General features: G+C 61.6%; 19 protein-coding genes. 8 read left to right on the forward strand and 11 right to left on the reverse strand.

Features of this window, described 5'->3' with window-relative positions; translation table 11 throughout:
* Positions 1-73: 73 nt before the first annotated feature.
* From PAF12_RS15385 to acpS, 4 genes are read left to right on the forward strand one after another with little or no spacing between them, the layout of a single operon-like run.
* On the forward strand, positions 74-1,924 hold the full coding sequence (locus PAF12_RS15385; RefSeq protein WP_271107894.1) for a tetratricopeptide repeat protein: 1,851 nt from the start codon (positions 74-76) through the stop codon (positions 1,922-1,924).
* Positions 1,921-2,745: a 4-(cytidine 5'-diphospho)-2-C-methyl-D-erythritol kinase gene (locus PAF12_RS15390; RefSeq protein ID WP_271107895.1), complete on the forward strand. Its 825-nt coding sequence runs from the start codon at positions 1,921-1,923 to the stop codon at positions 2,743-2,745. The genes PAF12_RS15385 and PAF12_RS15390 overlap by 4 nt, the downstream gene beginning before the upstream one ends.
* A 10-nt stretch (positions 2,746-2,755) precedes the next feature.
* Positions 2,756-3,493 (forward strand): pyridoxine 5'-phosphate synthase, encoded by a 738-nt coding sequence (locus PAF12_RS15395; RefSeq protein ID WP_271107896.1) that lies wholly within the window; start codon positions 2,756-2,758, stop codon positions 3,491-3,493.
* Between the two features lie 21 nt (positions 3,494-3,514).
* A complete protein-coding gene (gene acpS / locus PAF12_RS15400; protein WP_271107897.1) occupies positions 3,515-3,919 on the forward strand; it encodes a holo-ACP synthase in 405 nt (134 codons plus the stop codon).
* Positions 3,920-4,316: 397 nt separating this feature from the next.
* On the opposite strand, the gene PAF12_RS15405 is transcribed toward acpS, so the two are convergent.
* Both PAF12_RS15405 and rarD read right to left on the reverse strand, forming a co-directional pair.
* Positions 4,317-4,811, reverse strand: a complete 495-nt coding sequence (locus tag PAF12_RS15405) for a GNAT family N-acetyltransferase (protein ID WP_271107898.1) — start codon at positions 4,809-4,811, stop codon at positions 4,317-4,319.
* Positions 4,808-5,740 (reverse strand): EamA family transporter RarD, encoded by a 933-nt coding sequence (rarD, locus tag PAF12_RS15410; protein WP_271107899.1) that lies wholly within the window; start codon positions 5,738-5,740, stop codon positions 4,808-4,810. The genes PAF12_RS15405 and rarD overlap by 4 nt, the downstream gene beginning before the upstream one ends.
* Positions 5,741-6,000: 260 nt before the next feature.
* On the opposite strand from rarD, the gene PAF12_RS15415 reads away from it, so the two are divergent.
* Positions 6,001-7,194: a Hint domain-containing protein gene (locus PAF12_RS15415; RefSeq protein WP_271107900.1), complete on the forward strand. Its 1,194-nt coding sequence runs from the start codon at positions 6,001-6,003 to the stop codon at positions 7,192-7,194.
* A gap of 16 nt (positions 7,195-7,210) precedes the next feature.
* Here PAF12_RS15415 and PAF12_RS15420 read toward each other — a convergent pair whose 3' ends face one another.
* From PAF12_RS15420 to PAF12_RS15450, 7 genes are all read right to left on the reverse strand, one after another.
* Positions 7,211-7,543, reverse strand: coding sequence for a DUF1491 family protein (locus PAF12_RS15420; RefSeq protein ID WP_271107901.1), 333 nt, complete (start codon positions 7,541-7,543; stop codon positions 7,211-7,213).
* Positions 7,536-8,450 (reverse strand): GTPase Era, encoded by a 915-nt coding sequence (gene era / locus PAF12_RS15425; protein WP_271107902.1) that lies wholly within the window; start codon positions 8,448-8,450, stop codon positions 7,536-7,538. Before era ends, PAF12_RS15420 begins: the two co-directional genes overlap by 8 nt.
* Positions 8,451-8,692: 242 nt before the next feature.
* The gene (gene rnc / locus PAF12_RS15430) at positions 8,693-9,376 is read right to left on the reverse strand and encodes a ribonuclease III (protein ID WP_271107903.1); all 684 of its coding nucleotides are present in this window, start codon (positions 9,374-9,376) and stop codon (positions 8,693-8,695) included.
* Between the two features lie 10 nt (positions 9,377-9,386).
* On the reverse strand, positions 9,387-10,166 hold the full coding sequence (lepB, locus tag PAF12_RS15435) for a signal peptidase I (protein ID WP_271107904.1): 780 nt from the start codon (positions 10,164-10,166) through the stop codon (positions 9,387-9,389).
* A 333-nt stretch (positions 10,167-10,499) separates the two neighbouring features.
* A complete protein-coding gene (locus PAF12_RS15440; protein ID WP_271107905.1) occupies positions 10,500-11,495 on the reverse strand; it encodes a hypothetical protein in 996 nt (331 codons plus the stop codon).
* 85 nt (positions 11,496-11,580) lie between these two features.
* Entirely contained in the window at positions 11,581-12,228 is a 648-nt protein-coding gene (locus PAF12_RS15445) for an RluA family pseudouridine synthase (RefSeq protein ID WP_271107906.1), read from the reverse strand.
* On the reverse strand, positions 12,225-12,902 hold the full coding sequence (locus tag PAF12_RS15450) for a LysE family translocator (protein WP_271107907.1): 678 nt from the start codon (positions 12,900-12,902) through the stop codon (positions 12,225-12,227). The genes PAF12_RS15445 and PAF12_RS15450 overlap by 4 nt, the downstream gene beginning before the upstream one ends.
* 73 nt (positions 12,903-12,975) lie before the next feature.
* On the opposite strand from PAF12_RS15450, the gene PAF12_RS15455 reads away from it, so the two are divergent.
* Both PAF12_RS15455 and PAF12_RS15460 read left to right on the forward strand, forming a co-directional pair.
* Positions 12,976-13,410, forward strand: a complete 435-nt coding sequence (locus PAF12_RS15455) for a PaaI family thioesterase (protein ID WP_271107908.1) — start codon at positions 12,976-12,978, stop codon at positions 13,408-13,410.
* 43 nt (positions 13,411-13,453) lie between these two features.
* Entirely contained in the window at positions 13,454-13,864 is a 411-nt protein-coding gene (locus PAF12_RS15460; protein WP_271107909.1) for a DUF1801 domain-containing protein, read from the forward strand.
* Between the two features lie 9 nt (positions 13,865-13,873).
* Here the strand turns inward: PAF12_RS15460 and PAF12_RS15465 are convergent, their stop codons facing one another.
* Positions 13,874-15,115: an MFS transporter gene (locus PAF12_RS15465; RefSeq protein WP_271107910.1), complete on the reverse strand. Its 1,242-nt coding sequence runs from the start codon at positions 15,113-15,115 to the stop codon at positions 13,874-13,876.
* A gap of 140 nt (positions 15,116-15,255) precedes the next feature.
* Between PAF12_RS15465 and PAF12_RS15470 the strand changes: the two genes are divergently transcribed.
* A complete protein-coding gene (locus PAF12_RS15470) occupies positions 15,256-15,843 on the forward strand; it encodes a glutathione S-transferase family protein (RefSeq protein WP_271107911.1) in 588 nt (195 codons plus the stop codon).
* Here PAF12_RS15470 and PAF12_RS15475 read toward each other — a convergent pair.
* Positions 15,819-17,030, reverse strand: a complete 1,212-nt coding sequence (locus tag PAF12_RS15475) for a TIGR03862 family flavoprotein (protein ID WP_271107912.1) — start codon at positions 17,028-17,030, stop codon at positions 15,819-15,821. The genes PAF12_RS15470 and PAF12_RS15475 overlap by 25 nt on opposite strands.
* Between the last annotated feature and the right edge of the window lie 5 nt (positions 17,031-17,035).

Here is a 17,035-nt window from a genome sequence, read left to right on the forward strand (position 1 = left end):
GCGTAATGCGTGGCGTTGCGCGCCGGGCGCGGCGCAGATAGGGTTGCGCCGAACCGGAGCCGGATCTGACCTTATGAAAACCCTGCATTCGCTGGCACTCGCCGCCATGATCGCCCTGCCGCAGCTACCTGCGGCACTTGCTCAGGATGCGACGCCGCCGCCGCCGCGCCCCATGCGTGGACAGGAGGTCGCGACACCTGCCGCAGCCGCCGAGCCGTCGGCGGAAACGTCGCCTGCGCCGCTGACACGGGGGCTGGCCGGTCCGTATCTCGCCGCGCGCAATGCCGCGATGGAAAATGATTTCGGTGCTGCGGCGGATTATTATCTGCGTGCAATCGAAGAGGATGGGCAATCCGCCTATCTCAATGACAGCGCCCTTGTCGCGTTGCTCGCCTCGGGCAGGATCGACCGGGCTATAGAGCTCGCGGACGAGCTTTCAGGCACCGCCCAGCCCGGCACGACATCCCGGCTGGTCGGTCTGGTGGAGCGCGCGGATGCGGCCCGGCAGCAGGACTGGCAAAGGCTGATCGCGGAAATCGACAACGCCGCTGCCAATGAGGACCCCGGATCGGAACGCCTGCTGGATGGGCTGCTGCGCGCTTGGGCTCTGCTGGGGTCCGGCAATGCGTCCGAGGCCGATCTTGCCTTCGACCGGATCCGCCAGATTCGCGGCACCGGCCCGCTGGTCGATTATCACATGGCGCTCGCAAAGGCGCTTGTCGGGGATTTCGAGGCGGCGGCGGCACTGCTCGGCCGTGACAGTCAGGTCGAGAATGTCATGGGCGCGATTGTCGAAGCGCAGGTGCTGACCCAGCTTGATCGCCGTGAAGACGCGCTGGAGGTGCTCAGCGCGTTCGAAGGAATGGGCATCGACAGCACGGTTGACGATCTGGCCGCGCGGATCCGCAATGGCGATCAGGTGTCCTTCGATGTGATCACAGACCCGCGTGACGGTATCGCCCAGGTTTTCCTGACATTTGCGACGCTGATGGCGAATGATGTTGATCCCAATCCGCTGTCGCTGATCCATGCAAGGCTGGCCAATTATATTGCGCCGGACATGGTCGACGCACGGATCATGGTGGCGCAGCTTCTTCAGAATCTCGGCCAGTACGACGCTGCAGAGGCCGAATTCGATGCGCTGCGTCAGCAGGGCGAGATGCGCCCGACCGTGGAACTGTCGCGGATTGACGCCCTGTCCCGCGCCGACCGTCTGCCCGATGCGGAGAAGGCGGCGCTGACCCTGACCGCGGCCCAGCCTGATTTCGCGCCCGGCTGGATCGCGCTTGGCGATCTGCTACGCCAGCAGGAGAAATGGGCGCAGGCGGTTCCGGCCTATGACAAGGCGATCTCGCTGATCGATCCGGCGGATGAGGACGCGCTCTGGTTCCCGCATTATGCGCGCGGCATCGCGCTTGAACGCTCCGGTGCGTTTGACCGGGCGGAGGCGGATCTGAAACGCGCCATCGAGATCCAGCCGGATCACCCGCAGATGCTCAACTATCTGGGCTATTCCTATGTCGACCGGAACGAGAATATGGATGAGGCGCTGCGCCTGATTGAACGCGCCGTGCAGTTGTCGCCGAATGACGGCTATATCCTCGATTCGCTGGGCTGGGTTCTGTATCGGCTGGGCCGCTATGAAGAAGCCGTCGGCCCGCAGGAACGTGCCGTCGCGGAGATGGCGAGCGATCCGCTGGTGAACGATCATCTGGGCGATATTTACTGGATGGTCGGCCGCGAACGCGAGGCCGAAATCCAGTGGAAACGCGCCCTCAGCTACGGCCCCGAAACCGAGGCTGAGGCCGAGCGGATACGGGCGAAAATCGAGCGTGGGCTGGATGCGGTGCTGGAGGATGAGAGCAGCGGGGCGCATGTGCCGCCGGGTGCGCAGCAGGGCACCGGGGCGGCTGACGGGGAATGAGCCTGTCGGAATTCGCGCCTGCCAAGCTGAATTTGTCACTTCATGTCACCGGGCAGCGGGCGGATGGCTATCATCTGCTCGACTCGCTGGTCGTGTTTGCGGATGTGGGCGATAAGGTAACGCTGGAACCGGGTCCGCTGTCGCTGACGGTGAACGGCGCATTCGCCGAGGCGCTTGATGGCGATAATCTGTGCCTGCGCGCGGCGCGGCTGGCGGATGCGGAGGCGCGGATTACGCTGACCAAGGATCTGCCGGTCTCCTCCGGCATTGGCGGCGGCTCTGCCGATGCGGCGGCGGTGCTGCGCGGCCTGGCCCGGATGGGCGCGGAAATGCCGCAGAAAACGGAGGCGCTTGGCGCGGATATTCCGGTCTGCATCGCCTCCCGCCCGATGCGGATGCGCGGCGTCGGAGAAATTCTGGACCCGCTGCCGCCGCTGCCGGAGATGCGGCTGGTGCTGGTCAATCCCGGCGTCTCGACCTCCACCCCGGGGGTTTATGGCGCTTTGGCGCAGAAGAACAACGACGCCATGCCACCGCTGCCGGACGGGTTGGATCTGGCCGGTTTCGTGGATTTCCTTCGCCGGTGCCGCAATGATCTGCAGGGTCCGGCGATGTCGCTTTGCCCGGAGATCGCCAAGGTTCTGCGCGCGCTTGAGGAAGAAGGTGCTATGCTGGCCCGGATGTCGGGGTCCGGCGCGACCTGTTTCGGGATTTTTCCTGATGCGGCCTCTGCCGGGCTTGCCGCCTATCGTATTGGTGCGGCATATGAAAACTGGTGGATCCGCGCGACGGGGTTATTGTCGGCGGAGGCGTTTGTTTAGGGGGCGCGCGATGCTGAGACTCGGGGTGAATATCGACCATGTGGCGACGGTGCGGAACGCGCGGGGCACGCCCTGGCCCGATCCGCTGCGGGCCGCAAAGCTGGCGGAGGAGGCGGGGGCCGACGGGATTACCGCCCATCTGCGCGAGGATCGCCGCCATATCAGCGATGCCGATATTGACGCGCTGATGGCGGGGCTGCGCCTGCCGCTGAACCTTGAAATGGCGGCGACGGCGGAGATGCAGACGATTGCGTTGCGCCACAAGCCGCATGCGGTCTGTCTGGTGCCGGAGAAGCGCGAGGAACGCACGACCGAGGGCGGGCTGGACGTGGCCGGAAACGACAACGCGCTCGGCCATTATATCGAGCCGCTGCGCGATGCCGGGTGCCGGGTCTCGCTGTTCATCGGCCATGAACCGGCGCAGATTCGCGCCGCCGCCCGGATCGGGGCGGCTGTGGTGGAACTGCATACCGGGGCTTATTGCGATTACGACACGGAAGGCAAAATCGCCGAGCGGGATGCCGAGCTGGAGGGGCTGCGCGAGGGCGCGGCGCTGGCCGATAGTCTGGGGCTGGAGGTACATGCCGGTCACGGCCTGACCTTCGACACGGTCGGGCCGGTCGCAGCGATCCCGGAACTGATGGAACTCAATATCGGGCATTTCCTGATCGCGGAGTCGGTGTTCATCGGACTGCCTGCCGCGATACGGGAGATGCGTCGCTGCATGGATGAGGCGCGGGGTGAATAATCCTGCGGCTTTGGGCCGGAAATGATCCTCGGCATCGGGACGGATCTCGCCAATATTGAGCGGATACAAGGCGTTCTCGACCGGCATGGCGACAGGTTCCGCAACCGGGTTTTCACTAAACGCGAGCTTGCCAAGGCCGCGCGCCGCCGGGATGAGGCCGGGACGCTGGCGAAACGCTGGGCGGCGAAGGAGGCTTGTTCAAAGGCGCTCGGCACGGGGTTGGCCATGGGGATAAGCTGGCGCGATATGTCGGTGTCGAACCTGCGTTCGGGCCAGCCGGTGATGCACCTGACCGGCTGGGCAGCAGAGCGGTTGGACAAGATGACGCCAAATGGCCATGAGGCGGTGGTTCATGTCACCTTGACCGACGATCATCCGTGGGCGCAGGCGTTCGTGGTGATCGAGGCGCTGCCGAAAACGGGGTGAGATTTGGCCCGCACTGCGCGTACACCGGGCGTACACAGGTTGTACACAGGGGGTGCCACCGGGGGTTTATGGGAATGGTGCGTTGAAACGCACCCTACGGGTGGTGTGGGGTGTGGTTCATTGGTGCGTTGAAACGCACCCTACGGATTGGGTGTAGGGTGCGCTTCAGCGCACCGTTACATTCGAAGACGGCCAGATGGTGATCGTAGGGTGCGTTTTTAACGCACCGTTATTTGGTATCCGGCCATATGGTGACCGTAGGGTGCGTTTCAACGCATCATCGCATTCACATCCGGTCATGTGGTGATGTGCGTTTTTAATGCACTATCATATTCAAATCCGGTTATGTGGCGATGTGCGCCTCAACGCACCGTCATTGCCAATCCCACGTCCCCAATCACGACCGTGCATAGATAATCGCGTCCGGCGTGCGGTCGGTTTCGATCATGCCGATTTTTGTGGCGACGTTGATCGAGGCGTGGTTCTCCGGGTGAATTTCCGCGATGATGCGGTCGAGGCGCAGGGTGTTCATCGCGTGATCTGCGATGACCTGTGCGGCCTCGGTCGCGAAGCCCTGGCCCCAGCTTATGCGCGGAATGCGCCAGCCGATTTCGATCTCGGGTCCGATGGCGTCGATGGGGATCAGCAAAATCCAGCCGTGGAAGATCTCCGGGCTGGCTTTGGGGAAGATCGACCAATAGCCGAGGCCGGGACCGTAATCGGTGGTTATCCGGGTTTTCGTGAAGGCTTCGTGGCGCGGGGGGTCCTGCCACGGGCCGGCGACGAAGCGGGTGACTTCGGGGTCGCGGTCCATTGCGATGCAGGCGTCGAAATCGGCCATGCTGCGGGGGCGCAGGATGAGGCGGTCGGTCTCGAACAGCGGCAGGGTCATTCGGGGCGGAGTGCGGTTTTCATCTGGGCCACGCGGCGGCGGGCGCGGGCGTCGCGGATGAGGGTGAAGGAATAGATGAACAGCGCCGCCCAAATCAGCGGGAAGGCGATGCGGCGCGCGCCCTCAAACGGTTCGTTGAAGAAGAACAGCGCGATGAGGAAGACCATTGTCGGTGTGATATATTGCATGACGCCGATGGTGGAGAGGCGCAGCAGCTTCGCCCCGTTGGCGTAGAACATCAGCGGGATCGCCGTCACCGGGCCGCAGCCGATCAGCAGAAGCGTGTCGGTCCAGTTCCGCCCGAAATGGCCGCCGCCATTGGATTCCAGCCAGATCAGATAGGCCAGCGCCGGCAGAAACAGGATCAGGACTTCCAGCATGAACCCCTGATTGGGGCCGAGCGGCAGGGAGCGCTTGAAGAAGGCGTAGAACCCCCAGCTGAAGGTCAGCACGATCGCGACGGTCGGCAGGCTGCCGGTTTCGAGTGTCAGGATAATGACGGCGAGCGCGGCAAGACCGACCGCGACCAGTTGCAGCCTGCCCAGCCGTTCGCCCAGCAGCAGCGCGGCGAGCGAGATCGAGAATAGCGGGTTGATGTAATAGCCGAGCGCGGCCTCCATCGCGTGATTATTGGTGATGGCCCAGACATAGGTGAGCCAGTTGACGGTGATCAGCGCCGCAGTCAGCGCGGCCATCGCCAGCAGGCGCGGGCGGGCGAAGGCGGCGCGGACGTCTCCGGTTCTGCCCCTCGCGATCAGTACGGCAGCGGCGATTGGCAGCGACCAGATGACCCGGTGTGCGATAATCTCTGCCGGGTCGATATGGGAGAGCTGCTTCATGTAAAGCGGCAGGATCCCCCAGATGCCGTAAGCGCCGAGGGCGTAGAGAAATCCAAGCGGCGAATCGCCATTTTGCTGGGGCTGCGTCATGGCGTGGACGATATGTCGCGGCGCGGGGGAAGGACAGGGGGGAACGTTATCGCTTCGCGTCTTTAGGGGCGACGTGATGCGGACACGGCAAGGCCCCGATATCGGCACAGGCGGATTGCCAGGTTTGCGCAACTTAAACGAGAAATTTACTTGATCATTTCGCCTGGAATCTCAATGATATACTTGTAACCGTCTGTTATTTAATAATTTACCCATTTTCGCAGGGCTGTCGGAAATGGTCTCTGTCCGGGAACGAGTTCATGCCTGTCACAAATGCCGTCGCCTATAAGTTGTCCGATTTTGAATATTGGAGCAACGGATACTGGATCGGGGTGACCTCCGACAGATTTAGCAATGCGATGAGGGGATATTTCCGGCTGAAGCAGAATGCCGTGCCGCTTCAGGCAACCATCACCGATGACGATCCGTATCTGAACGATATTACATATTTTTCCGAGGACCCGAATGATGCAGCGGCCGAGGAACAAGGCGCGCTTCAGCATATCGCCATCAAGAACGCCTCGGGCAGGACAATTTATGACAATGGGTTCTCGATCGACTCTGCGTCCATGAATGTCGAAACGGCGAGTGATCCGGGTTCGGGAGATCCGACGGCCCTGGATTATGAGGCCGGGGAAATGGATATTTATCATGTCCTGAGCTACAGTAATGCGACCCCTCTCGGCAATCAGGGGCTGTCGGGATATCTGATCTATGGCGGTGCATTACCGCAAAAAGGCGTCATCTATCACGGCGGGACGACGAACAGATCGGCGACCGAAGATGACAGCTACGGATTTGATGGCACGGTTTACGGTCAGAGCTATGACAATCTGCTGTGTTTCGTCGCGGGGACAATGATCGAGACCGACAGCGGACCTCGCCCGGTCGAAGAGATTGCGCAGGGCGATCTGGTCAGGACCAAGGATCGCGGCCTGAAACCGGTTCAATGGATCAGCAGGCGCAGCTTTCGGGTGGCGGGCGTTGCTGATGCGGAAAAAATCTATCCGGTCAGAATTCGGGCCGGGGCCTTGGGTCAGGGCTTGCCCGTTGCGGATATGTATCTGTCGCAGCAGCATCGTGTGTTGCTGAAATCACCGATTGCGCGGCGCATGACCGGCGGCGATGAGGTGTTGGTGGCGGCGAAGAAATTGCTGGACATTGAGGGCGTTGAGCTGGTTCGCGATTGCGACGAGGTGACCTATGTCCATTTCCTGTTCGACCGGCACGAGATCGTATATTCGAACGGCGCGGAAACTGAGGCTTTGTTCACCGGCCCGGAAGCGATGGCTTCAATCGGGCAGGCGGCGCGGGATGAAATTTACGCGCTGTTCCCGGAGCTTGCCAAGATTGATTTCAAGCCCCGGCCAGCGCGGTTTGTCCCGTCCGGAAAGCAGCTTCGTCGTTTGATTTCCCGACATATAAAGAATGACCGACGGCTTTATTCTGCGTGAGCCTGCGCGGGACTGATCAGTTCAGTCCGTCTTCCTGAAGAAGGGTGTGACCGTCGCGGCTTTCGATCTCGATGACCCAAAGGTCCGGGTCGAAGCCGGTTTCGCGGCGGATGATGTCGTCCATATCGGCCTCGGCTCCGGTGGCGATGCGGGTCCAAGGGCGGGTGTCGGATTCGAAGTCCCACTCGCGCCGCCAGAGCGTCGCATTGCCGTCGAGCGTGGCGCATTTGACCATGATCGCGCCCGCCGTGTCGTCGCCGTGGCGCAGCACATAGGCGGGGATGTTCGCCAGCCCGAGCCGGGTCAGATAGGCGCCGACCCAGACATGCGCGGCCAGCCGCTCAGCCATCGTTGAAATCGAGGCCCATTTCCGTGAAACGCTCCGCCTCGTCCAGCCATTTCTCGCGGACCTTGACGGTCAGGAACAGATGCACCGGACGGTCGAGGAATTCGGCCAGTTCCTCGCGGGCTGCCTTGCCGACGGCGCGGATCGCTTCGCCCTTATGGCCAAGGACGATGCCCTTATGGCCGTCGCGGGCGACATAGACGATCTGGTCGATCTTGGCGGAGCCGTCCTTGCGGTCCTCCCAGTTCTCGGTTTCCACGGTGAGCTGGTAGGGCAGTTCTTCATGCAGGCGGAGGGTCAGCTTCTCGCGCGTGATCTCGGCGGCGATCATGCGCATGGGCAGATCGGCGAGCTGATCCTCGGGGTAGAGCCAAGGACCGGCGGGCAGGGTTTCGGCCAGCCATTTGCGCAGATCGCCGGTGCCGCGTCCCTTTTGCGCAGAGATCATGAAGGTTTGCGCGAAGTCATACGCGTCGTTCATCTGCTTGGTAAGGGCCAGCAGCACCTCCGGGTTGACGCGGTCGATCTTGTTGATGGCGAGCGCGACCGGGCGGGTGCCAGCCGTTTCGCGCAGATTGGTCAGGATTTCCTGCACGCCGTCGGTCAGGCCGCGCTGCGCCTCGATCAGCAGGACGATGATATCGGCGTCGGAGACCCCGCCCCAAGCGGCGGCAACCATGGAGCGGTCGAGGCGGCGGCGCGGGCGGAAGATGCCGGGGGTGTCGACGAACACGAGCTGGGCGTCGCCTTCCATCGCGATGCCACGGATGCGGGCACGGGTGGTCTGGACCTTATGGGTGACGATGGAGACCTTGGCGCCGACCATCTGGTTCAGCAGGGTGGATTTCCCGGCATTGGGTTCGCCGATCAGGGCGATGAAGCCGGCGCGGGTTTGTGGGGTTTCGGTCATGGGGTTGGTCCTGGGGGGCGGGGGCGGTGTGGTGAGGGTGGTGGTGCGCTGAAGCGCACCCTACGGGGTGTGGTGTTGGTGGTCATGGTGCGCTGAAGCGCACCCTACGGGGATCGGTGTGGGATACGTAGGGTGCGCTTCAGCGCACCAACGGGAGGATTGGTGTGGGACATGTAGGGTGCGCTTCAGCGCACCATAACCACCCTCACGACCATATCCATCCCCAACACCACCCGCACGATTCAAACCCCGATCTCCGCCAACATCGCCTGCGCGGCCTTCTGTTCGATGCTGCGCTTGGTGCCCTTGCCTTTCGCCACGGCCTTCCGACCGTTATCGAGGCTGACGGTAATTTCGAATTCCGGGGCGTGGTCGGGGCCTTTGCGGTTCGTGACGGTGTAGTCCGGCGGGGTCATGCCATTGGCCTGCGCCCATTCCTGAAGTGCGGTCTTTGCGTCGCGGGCGTCCTCCTCGACACTGTCCAGCCGGTCGGCCCAGAGGGTCAGGATCACGCGTTGCGCGGTTTCGAACCCGGCGTCGAGATAGATCGCGGCCAGCACCGCCTCCATCGCGTCGGCGAGCAGCGCTTCCTTGCGGCGACCGCCGGAGACCATTTCGGAGCGGCCCAGCTTCAGCACATCGCCCAGCCCGATCTGGCGGGCGATGGCGGCACAGGTCTCCCCCCGGACGAGGGCGTTGTAGCGCGGCGCAAGCTGGCCTTCGGAGGCGTCGGTATCGGCGGCGTAAAGCGCCTCGGCCATGGTCAGGCCCAGCACGCGGTCGCCCAGAAACTCCAGCCGTTGGTTGTGGGGGCGCGTCGGGGTGGAGACGGAGCCGTGGGTGAGGGCCTGCACCAGCAGTTCGGGGCGCGTGAATTCATGGCCCAGCCGGGTCATGAAACCTTGGAGTTCCGCCGCCACCTTCACGCCGTCCCCATCAGTTGACGGCGCGGAAGAAGCGGTCGCCGCGCCAGGTCCAGAAATACAGCATGGAACTGCCGGCGGAGGAGAACATGATCCGGTCGGCGCGGCCGATCAGATATTCTGCCGGGACGAAGCCGAGCCCGCCGGAGATGGCCGCGAAGCGCGAATCCTCGGAATTGTCGCGGTTGTCGCCCATGAAGAAATACTGGCCTTCCGGCACGGTAAAGACCGGGGTGTCGTCCTTGATCCAGCCATCGACGATGTTCAGCACGCTGTGGCTGACACCGTTGGGCAGGATTTCGGTCATGCGGCCCTTGCGGCATTCGCCGCCCTCCGGCACCGGGTCGTTCATGCAGCGCGGCAGGCGGCGCTGCGAGCCCTGCTGTTCCTTGACCTCGATGAAATCGGGCTGTTCTTCATATTCGACCGGCGTGCCATTGATGATCAGCCGCCCGCCGCGCATCTGGACGGTGTCGCCGGGCAGGCCGATGACGCGCTTGATGAAATCGACATTCTGCACCGGGTGGCGGAACACGACGACATCGCCGCGCTCGGGCTCGGAGCCGAAGATGCGGCCATCGACCGGGCACATGGAGAAGGGGCAGGAATATTGCGAGTAGCCATAGGCCATCTTGTTGACGAACAGGAAATCCCCGATCAGCAGCGTGTCCTTCATCGAGCCTGACGGGATCCAGAACGGCTGGAAGAACAGCGTGCGGAATATCCCCGCGATGATGAGCGCCCAGAACACGGTCTTGACCGTTTCCCAGATGCCTTCCTTCTTCTGCGCCATATGCTGTCCTTCGGGTTTTCCGCCTCTGGCGGGTGAATGCTGCGCAGGTGGACGAAAGTCAAGCGAGGGGCGGGGATTATGGGGTGGGGGCGCTGTGGCGGGGCTGGTGGGTATGGTTTGATCGTCGGCAGAAGCCGGGGGCAGGCTGACCGTGTCGTACGGTGATGCTGTCCGACAATTGTAGCGGTTTTCTTTGAACGGCTGCGTCGGGTCAGCCGGCCAAGAAACGACTGTACATCACATCAATAAACAACTGTATATAGGCTGATCGTCAGCCTCCCAGCGGCGCATTGAAAATTAATTTTCGGAAAGATCTGTTTGCAAGGCCGTAGACTATATCTCGGAGATTTGGCAGGAATTCACCATCATATTTGACTCATGAGTCAAGGCCAGACACAGACTGTCGTCTGGGCAGACGTCGTAATCAGGGAGAGTTTCAACTATAGAAATCCTGATAGGAAGTAGCGCCGTCCGTTTGCACTCTTTTAGAGCTGGGGTGGAGCTATATTCTTGAATGAAATATAAAAAGGAAGTTACCCTATCTTGATAGAAGTCTTCTAATTGCTTCCGAGTGTGTTCGGTTGACGAGGCTGGAAGCCTAATATATCCTAAATATTCTTTTTGCAGTATTCGCGAAACAACCTCGAGAGACGGTCGGTGTGTTGCTTCTTCTATTTTGAGATAAAGGCCGGCATCTCCGTAAATAGAACTTAATGTATCAAAGCCAAGGCTGATGTCAGAATCGTCGCAGGACAGCCCATTTTTTCGCGTGCAGTCGGTTCCCGATGGGAATGTGTAGGATACTTCTTTTATTCCGCTATCTGAGCTTTCATAGGCTTTTACAGATAGTTGAGGCCTATCAGAATCTTCTAACGCAATCTGAATTCCATTAAGCCCAGGAATCTCAATAGAGATGTAAGCATTGTTTTTTGCTCCGAATGCGGAAGGAAAAAGTACGTACCCTTCCTTAAATGGGTTAGCTATCGATGATGGAGTTTCGTTGTGAGAGTCGTATATAAAATTAATCTGAGCAGAGGAAAAGGGAAGCTCTGGATCTAGATAAGTTGTCTGAATCATCGTATTGGCTCGACGGTTCTCAGCTCTAAGTGTCTTTTCTTGTTCTGCTAGTTGAGCTTGGTGGCTGGATTTTTTAATTGAAGAATAAAAATTAATTGAAGATACTAAAAAAATAAGAAATAGTAGCGCTAATCCCCAACCCCTAATGGTGTTTCTTTCTCCATCCTTCTTGTAGAAAAAAGCGGTAATTGACGACACTAATGTTAAAATTGCGATTATTACGCTGAAATCGAGAATCATGGTGGTGAACATCCAGGAAAATAATATGATTCGCTTTCTGTTGAAGTGTACCAGAATTTTTCTAATAGGATAGGCTTCCGCCGAAAGGAAAACGCTCTCAAAACCCCGCCTTCACCGAAAACGTCATCTGCACCCCGCTTTCGGGATGCTTCACCCGCAAGGCTTCGGCGTGGAGCATCAGGCGGGAGTGGTTGGCGGCCTCTCCCTCGGCATAAAGCGGGTCGCCGAGGATCGGGTGGCCGGTTTCGGCCATGTGGACGCGCAGTTGGTGGGATCGCCCGGTCAGGGGCATCAGGCGGATGCGGGTTTCCTGATCGGTGGCCTTGACCACGCGCCAGTCGGTGCGGGCGGGGCGGCCCTCGGCGTGGTCGACCTTCTGGCGCGGGCGGTTGGGCCAGTCGACGATCAGGGGCAGATCGACGGTGCCGGTCTTCTCTGTCACCCGGCCTGCGACACGTGCGAGGTAGGTTTTCTTCACCCGCCGCTCTTCGAATTGTTTCGACAGGTCGCGCTGCGCATGGGGGGTGAGGGCGAAGATCATCACGCCCGACGTGTCCATGTCCAGACGGTGAACCAGCAGCACGGTCGGGAAGGCGCCGCGCAGCCGGTTGATCAGGCAGTCGCTCTTGTCCTCGCCCCGTCCGGGGACGGAGAGCAGGCCGGGCGGTTTGTCGACGACGAGGATCTGGTGGTCGTCATGCAGGATCACCGGCGGATCTGGGGGCGGCGCGTAGGTGAAGCTCACTTTGCGACCATACGCACCGCGAGGCCGGCGAAGATCACCGCCGCCACCCGGTTCATGATCCCCAGATGCTTGCCGAGACGCAGGCCAAGCCAGCCCGCCACGACGCCGTAAGCAATCGTGACCAGTGTTCCAGGGACTGCAAAGATCAGGCCAAGGCCGAAGATTTGCTGCCAGATCGGGCCGTAATCGACATGGGTGAATTGCGGCAGGAAGGCGAGGAGGAACAGCACCGGCTTTGGGTTCAGCATATTCGACAGCGCGCCGCGCCGGATAATGCGCCATGGTTTTTCTGGCGCGGCTGTGGCGGGGCTGTGGGGTTTGGCGTTCCAGCTTTGCCAGGCGAGGAACAGCAGATAGGCGGCACCGATATATTTGATGAAGATCAGCAAGCCGGGATTGGTGGCGACAAGTGCGCCGAGGCCGATGGTGGCGAGGACAACGTGGAACATCACACCGAGCCCGACGCCGATCCCGGCAAGCGCCCCGGCGCGCGGGCCGCCCTTGATCCCGCAGGCAGAGGCGAACATGACGTCCTGCCCCGGCGCGAGGTTCAACAGCAATCCACCCCCGATGAAGGTCAGGAGCTGTGCTGTCGGAATATTGGCAATCGTGTCCCAGATCATGCGCGATGAATAACGCGATGCCGACGCCTTGGCGAGGGGGGTGCTTGCCATTCCCGGCCTGCCACCGGAATATGCGCGCGACCCTGTTTCGCTGCGTTGCGGCGTTTGCCCTGAAGGACTGATAATGAGTGATGAGAGCCGTGTTCAGGAGATTGCCGCGCTGCAACCCGTTTTTGCCGAGACGCTGGGGATGCGGCTGATCGAGGCCGCGCGGGACCGTATCGTGATGGAGTTGCCGGTGACCGAGGCGATGTCGAACCGCAACGGGGTGATGCATGGCGGCGCAATCCTCGGGCTGACCGATAACATCGCAGGAACCGGGGCGACGGTGAATCTGAAGGAGGGGGAGCGGACCACGACGCTTGAATCCAAGGTGAATTTCCTGCGCCCGATCCGGGTTGGCGATGTCGCGCGGGCGACGGCGACGCCGGTGCATATCGGCAATACCACCCAGATCTGGCAGGTGGAGGTGACGCGTGGCGACGGCAAGGTCGCGGCGCGGGTCACGCAGACCCAGATGACGATCATCTGGAAGGAACCGGCGGCGCTGAAGGGCTGAGGCTGTTATTGTTTCGCTATCCGGCGGGCGATAGGCTGGGGCGATGACGATTGCGCAAACACCTTTCGAGGACGAGGCCGTCGAGGCTGCATTTGCGGCCTTCCCCGAGGGCGCGCGCCCCGAGCTTCTGGCAATCCGCGAGATGATCTTTCAGGTGGCGGCGGAGGTGCCGCAGATCGGTCCTGTGAAGGAGGCGCTGAAATGGGGGCAGCCCGCCTATCTGACGTCAAAGACGAAATCGGGGTCGACCATCCGGCTTGGCGTGCCGAAATCAGGCGGATATGCGGTTTTCACCCATTGCCAGACGACGATCATGTCAGATTTCCAAGCGCCTTTCCCGGATGATTTCAGCTATGAGGGCAACCGTGCCGTGATGTTCCCGGACGGCGCGCCGCCGCCCGTGGACCGGCTGCGGCTGCTGGTGACGGCGGCGCTGACCTATCATCGCCGCTGAAACGGGGTATCAGGCGGCTGCGGGCAGGCGGGACGGGGCCTCACGGACCGGCAAATGGATAAGTGCGGAGAACGCACCGACGCCGACACCGACCCACCAGACCAGCGTGTAGTCTCCGTACTGGTCATAAAGCGAACCGCCCAGCCAGACGCCGAGGAAAGACCCGATCTGGTGGCTGAGGAACACGAAGCCATACAGCGTGCCCATATAGCGCAGCCCGTAGATATAGGCGACGAGGCCCGAGGTCAGGGGCACGGTGGCAAGCCACAGCGCGCCCATGCCGACGCTGAACAGCATGACGCTGGTTGGTGTGATCGGGGACAGGATAAACGCCGCTGCGATGATCGTGCGCAGCGTGTAGACCCCGGCCAGCAGATATTTGCGTGAGAATCGGTTGCCCAGCCATCCGGCAAAGATGGTGCCCGCGATATTCGCCGCCCCGATCAGCGAGATCGACCATGCCCCCAGTGAGGATGTGGTGGTAATCCCGATGCTGTGCAGCAGACTGCCCGGCGCAATCGGGCCACACATTTCGGTCACCAGTGCCGGGAAATGGGCCGTGATGAACCCCAACTGATAGCCGCAGGAGAAAAATCCGAAGAAGATCATCAGATAGGACGGGTCGCGAAAGGCGCGTTTCAGAACGGAGCCGAGGCTTTCTTCCAACTCGCTTGGAGAGGCGGGCTTGCCGGGGCCGAGCAGCGGCAGGAACAGCATCATGGTCAGCGACAGGCCGGCAAAGGTCAGGAAGACGCTTTGCCATTCCATGATCGACAGCAGCCCCTCGGCCAGCGGCGCACCGAAGACCTGCCCGGCAGAACCGGCGGCGGTCGCGATGCCGAGTGCGAGGCTGCGGTTCTCGTCACTTGCGGCCCGGCCCACCACAGCGAGGATGACGCCGAAGCCGGTGCCTGCAATGCCGAAGCCGACGGCGATTTCCCAGAACTGCATGGCAGCGGGGGTGGTTACCATCGCCGACATGGCCAGGCCGATTGCGTAAAGCAATGCGCCAAGGATGATTGCCCAGCGATCACCCCAGCGTTCCGCAAGCGCGCCGAACAGCGGCTGCCCGATCCCCCAGGCGAGGTTCTGAATGGCGATGGCCATCGAGAAATCCGCCCTCGGCCAGCCGAAGGTCTCCTGCACCGGGATCTGAAACACGCCAAAACTGGCGCGCAACGCAAAGTTGATCAGCAGGATGATACACCCCCCGATGAGAATCGGGGTAAACAGTTTTGATGATGACGACATGTCGGGCTCCGCGCTTCGTGGCAGCTTTGCGGAGTTGGTCGGGGAAGGTCAAGCCGAACTGCGTGATCCTGCCGGTCCCGGATGATCGTCTTGTGGCCGGGCCTCGATCAAATTAGCCTCGCCTTATCGAGGAGCTACAGATGTACCGAGTTATTGGCACCAGACAGACCCGCGCTTTTCGAGTGCTTTGGATGCTGGAAGAGCTGGGCGAGCCGTTTGAACATGTTCCGGCGGCACCCCGATCCGAAAAGGTGATCGCCTTCAACCCGGCGGGCAAGGTGCCGGTGCTGATCGATGACGGTATGCCGATCACCGATTCGACGGCGATCATTCAGTATCTGGCGGATCGCCACAATGCGCTGACCCATCCTGCCGGAAGCCGGGCGCGCGCCCGTCAGGACAGCATGACGCAGTTTCTGCTCGACGAGTTCGATGCGGTGCTTTGGACGGCGGCCCGGCATACATTCGTGCTGCCCGAGGCGCTGCGGGTCTCCGGTATCAAGGATACGCTTCGCTGGGAGTTTCAGAACAGCCAGAAAACGCTGGAGCAGCGTGCCAGTGACGGCCCGTTCCTGATGGGGGAGGAGATGACGGTGCCGGATATCATCCTGACACATTGCCTGATCTGGGCGAATGCGGCACGGTTTCCGATCGAAGGGGACTGGCTGAACGAATATCAGGCGCGGATGCGCGCCCGCCCGGCCTATCGCCGGACCGAGGAAAGATAGCGCGCCGCCGCCCGCCCCGCATGGCGTCCCTGACCCAGACAATGCGTAATCAGATAACCGCCGGTCGGGGCTTCCCAGTCCAGCATCTCTCCGGCGACGAAGATGCCGGGAAGCGCGCGGAGTTCCAGATCCCCGGTCACTGCGTCAAAGCGGATACCCCCGGCGGATGAAATGGCGCGGTCAAGGCTGAACGGGCCGTCATGGTGGATCGGCAGCGACTTGACGCGCGCCGCCCATGCTTCGGGTGTCTCCGGTAACGGTCGGCCCCATTCCAGGAGAAGTGCGACCTTGACCGGATCGCCCAGCAGCTTGCGCAGCCAGTTGCCGATGGACAATCTGCCCCGATTGCGGGCGAATTTTTCAGCAAGCCGGTCCGCTTCCATGTCGGGTGCGAGATCCAGTGTCGCATCCGCGCCGTCCCTGATCGCAGCGCTGACGGCATAGACGCCGCCGCCCTCCATCCCGCGGCGAGAGATCACCCATTCCCCCCGGCTGATTTGTTCCCCGGCATGTATCGCGGCGGCCTTCACCGGCTGGCCGAAATACCGCGCCATCGGACCCGACCAGTCCACGCGCAGCCCCATATTCGCGGGCCGGAATGGTGTGATCCCGACACCCATGTCCCGCAACCACGGCACCCAGGCCGCGTCGGATCCAAGTCGCGGCCAACTCGCCCCGCCCAAGGCAAGAACGGTGACCTCAGGTGATAACAACTGTGAGCCGTCGGGCGTATCAAAGACCAAACCGCTGCCATCAAAACCCCGCCATCGCCAGCGCGTCCGCAGTTCCACACCCATCTCCCGCAAACGCGAGACCCAAGCGCGCAGCAAAGGCGATGCCTTCATCCCCACAGGAAAAACCCGGCCCGTGGAGCCGGTAAACAATTCAATCCCAAGCCCGCGCGCCCACGCCATGACGTCCTCGGGACCGAACTGGCTTTCATCCTGGCACAAATATCCCCGGGGGTCCGGGGGCAGGCCGCCCCCGGTGCCGACGCTGAAATTTCGCATGAAGGCTGGAAGCGGTTCGTCCTTGGTCAGGTTCAGCCCCGATTTCCCCGCCATGAGGAATTTCCGCGCCGGGGTCGGCATCGCCTCCGCAATGATCACAGCATGTCCGGCGCGGGCGAGTTCTTCGGCGGCCATCAATCCGGCAGGGCCTGCGCCGATGACGAGCGCCTCGGTCATCACAC

Source organism: Paracoccus sp. SCSIO 75233, assembly GCF_027912675.1.
Classification (GTDB): domain Bacteria; phylum Pseudomonadota; class Alphaproteobacteria; order Rhodobacterales; family Rhodobacteraceae; genus Paracoccus.

Bases quoted from the DNA above. Each gene is read 5' to 3' on its own strand.
- era (WP_271107902.1), bottom strand. From the start codon at position 8,450: ATGACCGAAACCCCACAAACCCGCGCCGGCTTCATCGCCCTGATCGGC.
- PAF12_RS15460 (WP_271107909.1), top strand. From the start codon at position 13,454: ATGACGATTGCGCAAACACCTTTCGAGGACGAGGCCGTCGAGGCTGCA.
- PAF12_RS15395 (WP_271107896.1), top strand. From the start codon at position 2,756: ATGCTGAGACTCGGGGTGAATATCGACCATGTGGCGACGGTGCGGAAC.
- PAF12_RS15470 (WP_271107911.1), top strand. From the start codon at position 15,256: ATGTACCGAGTTATTGGCACCAGACAGACCCGCGCTTTTCGAGTGCTT.
- lepB (WP_271107904.1), bottom strand. From the start codon at position 10,166: ATGGCGCAGAAGAAGGAAGGCATCTGGGAAACGGTCAAGACCGTGTTC.
- PAF12_RS15475 (WP_271107912.1), bottom strand. From the start codon at position 17,030: ATGACCGAGGCGCTCGTCATCGGCGCAGGCCCTGCCGGATTGATGGCC.
- PAF12_RS15415 (WP_271107900.1), top strand. From the start codon at position 6,001: ATGCCTGTCACAAATGCCGTCGCCTATAAGTTGTCCGATTTTGAATAT.
- PAF12_RS15450 (WP_271107907.1), bottom strand. From the start codon at position 12,902: ATGGCAAGCACCCCCCTCGCCAAGGCGTCGGCATCGCGTTATTCATCG.
- rarD (WP_271107899.1), bottom strand. From the start codon at position 5,740: ATGACGCAGCCCCAGCAAAATGGCGATTCGCCGCTTGGATTTCTCTAC.
- PAF12_RS15385 (WP_271107894.1), top strand. From the start codon at position 74: ATGAAAACCCTGCATTCGCTGGCACTCGCCGCCATGATCGCCCTGCCG.
- PAF12_RS15440 (WP_271107905.1), bottom strand. From the start codon at position 11,495: ATGTTCACCACCATGATTCTCGATTTCAGCGTAATAATCGCAATTTTA.
- PAF12_RS15455 (WP_271107908.1), top strand. From the start codon at position 12,976: ATGAGTGATGAGAGCCGTGTTCAGGAGATTGCCGCGCTGCAACCCGTT.
- PAF12_RS15420 (WP_271107901.1), bottom strand. From the start codon at position 7,543: ATGGCTGAGCGGCTGGCCGCGCATGTCTGGGTCGGCGCCTATCTGACC.
- PAF12_RS15465 (WP_271107910.1), bottom strand. From the start codon at position 15,115: ATGTCGTCATCATCAAAACTGTTTACCCCGATTCTCATCGGGGGGTGT.
- PAF12_RS15405 (WP_271107898.1), bottom strand. From the start codon at position 4,811: ATGACCCTGCCGCTGTTCGAGACCGACCGCCTCATCCTGCGCCCCCGC.
- PAF12_RS15390 (WP_271107895.1), top strand. From the start codon at position 1,921: ATGAGCCTGTCGGAATTCGCGCCTGCCAAGCTGAATTTGTCACTTCAT.
- acpS (WP_271107897.1), top strand. From the start codon at position 3,515: ATGATCCTCGGCATCGGGACGGATCTCGCCAATATTGAGCGGATACAA.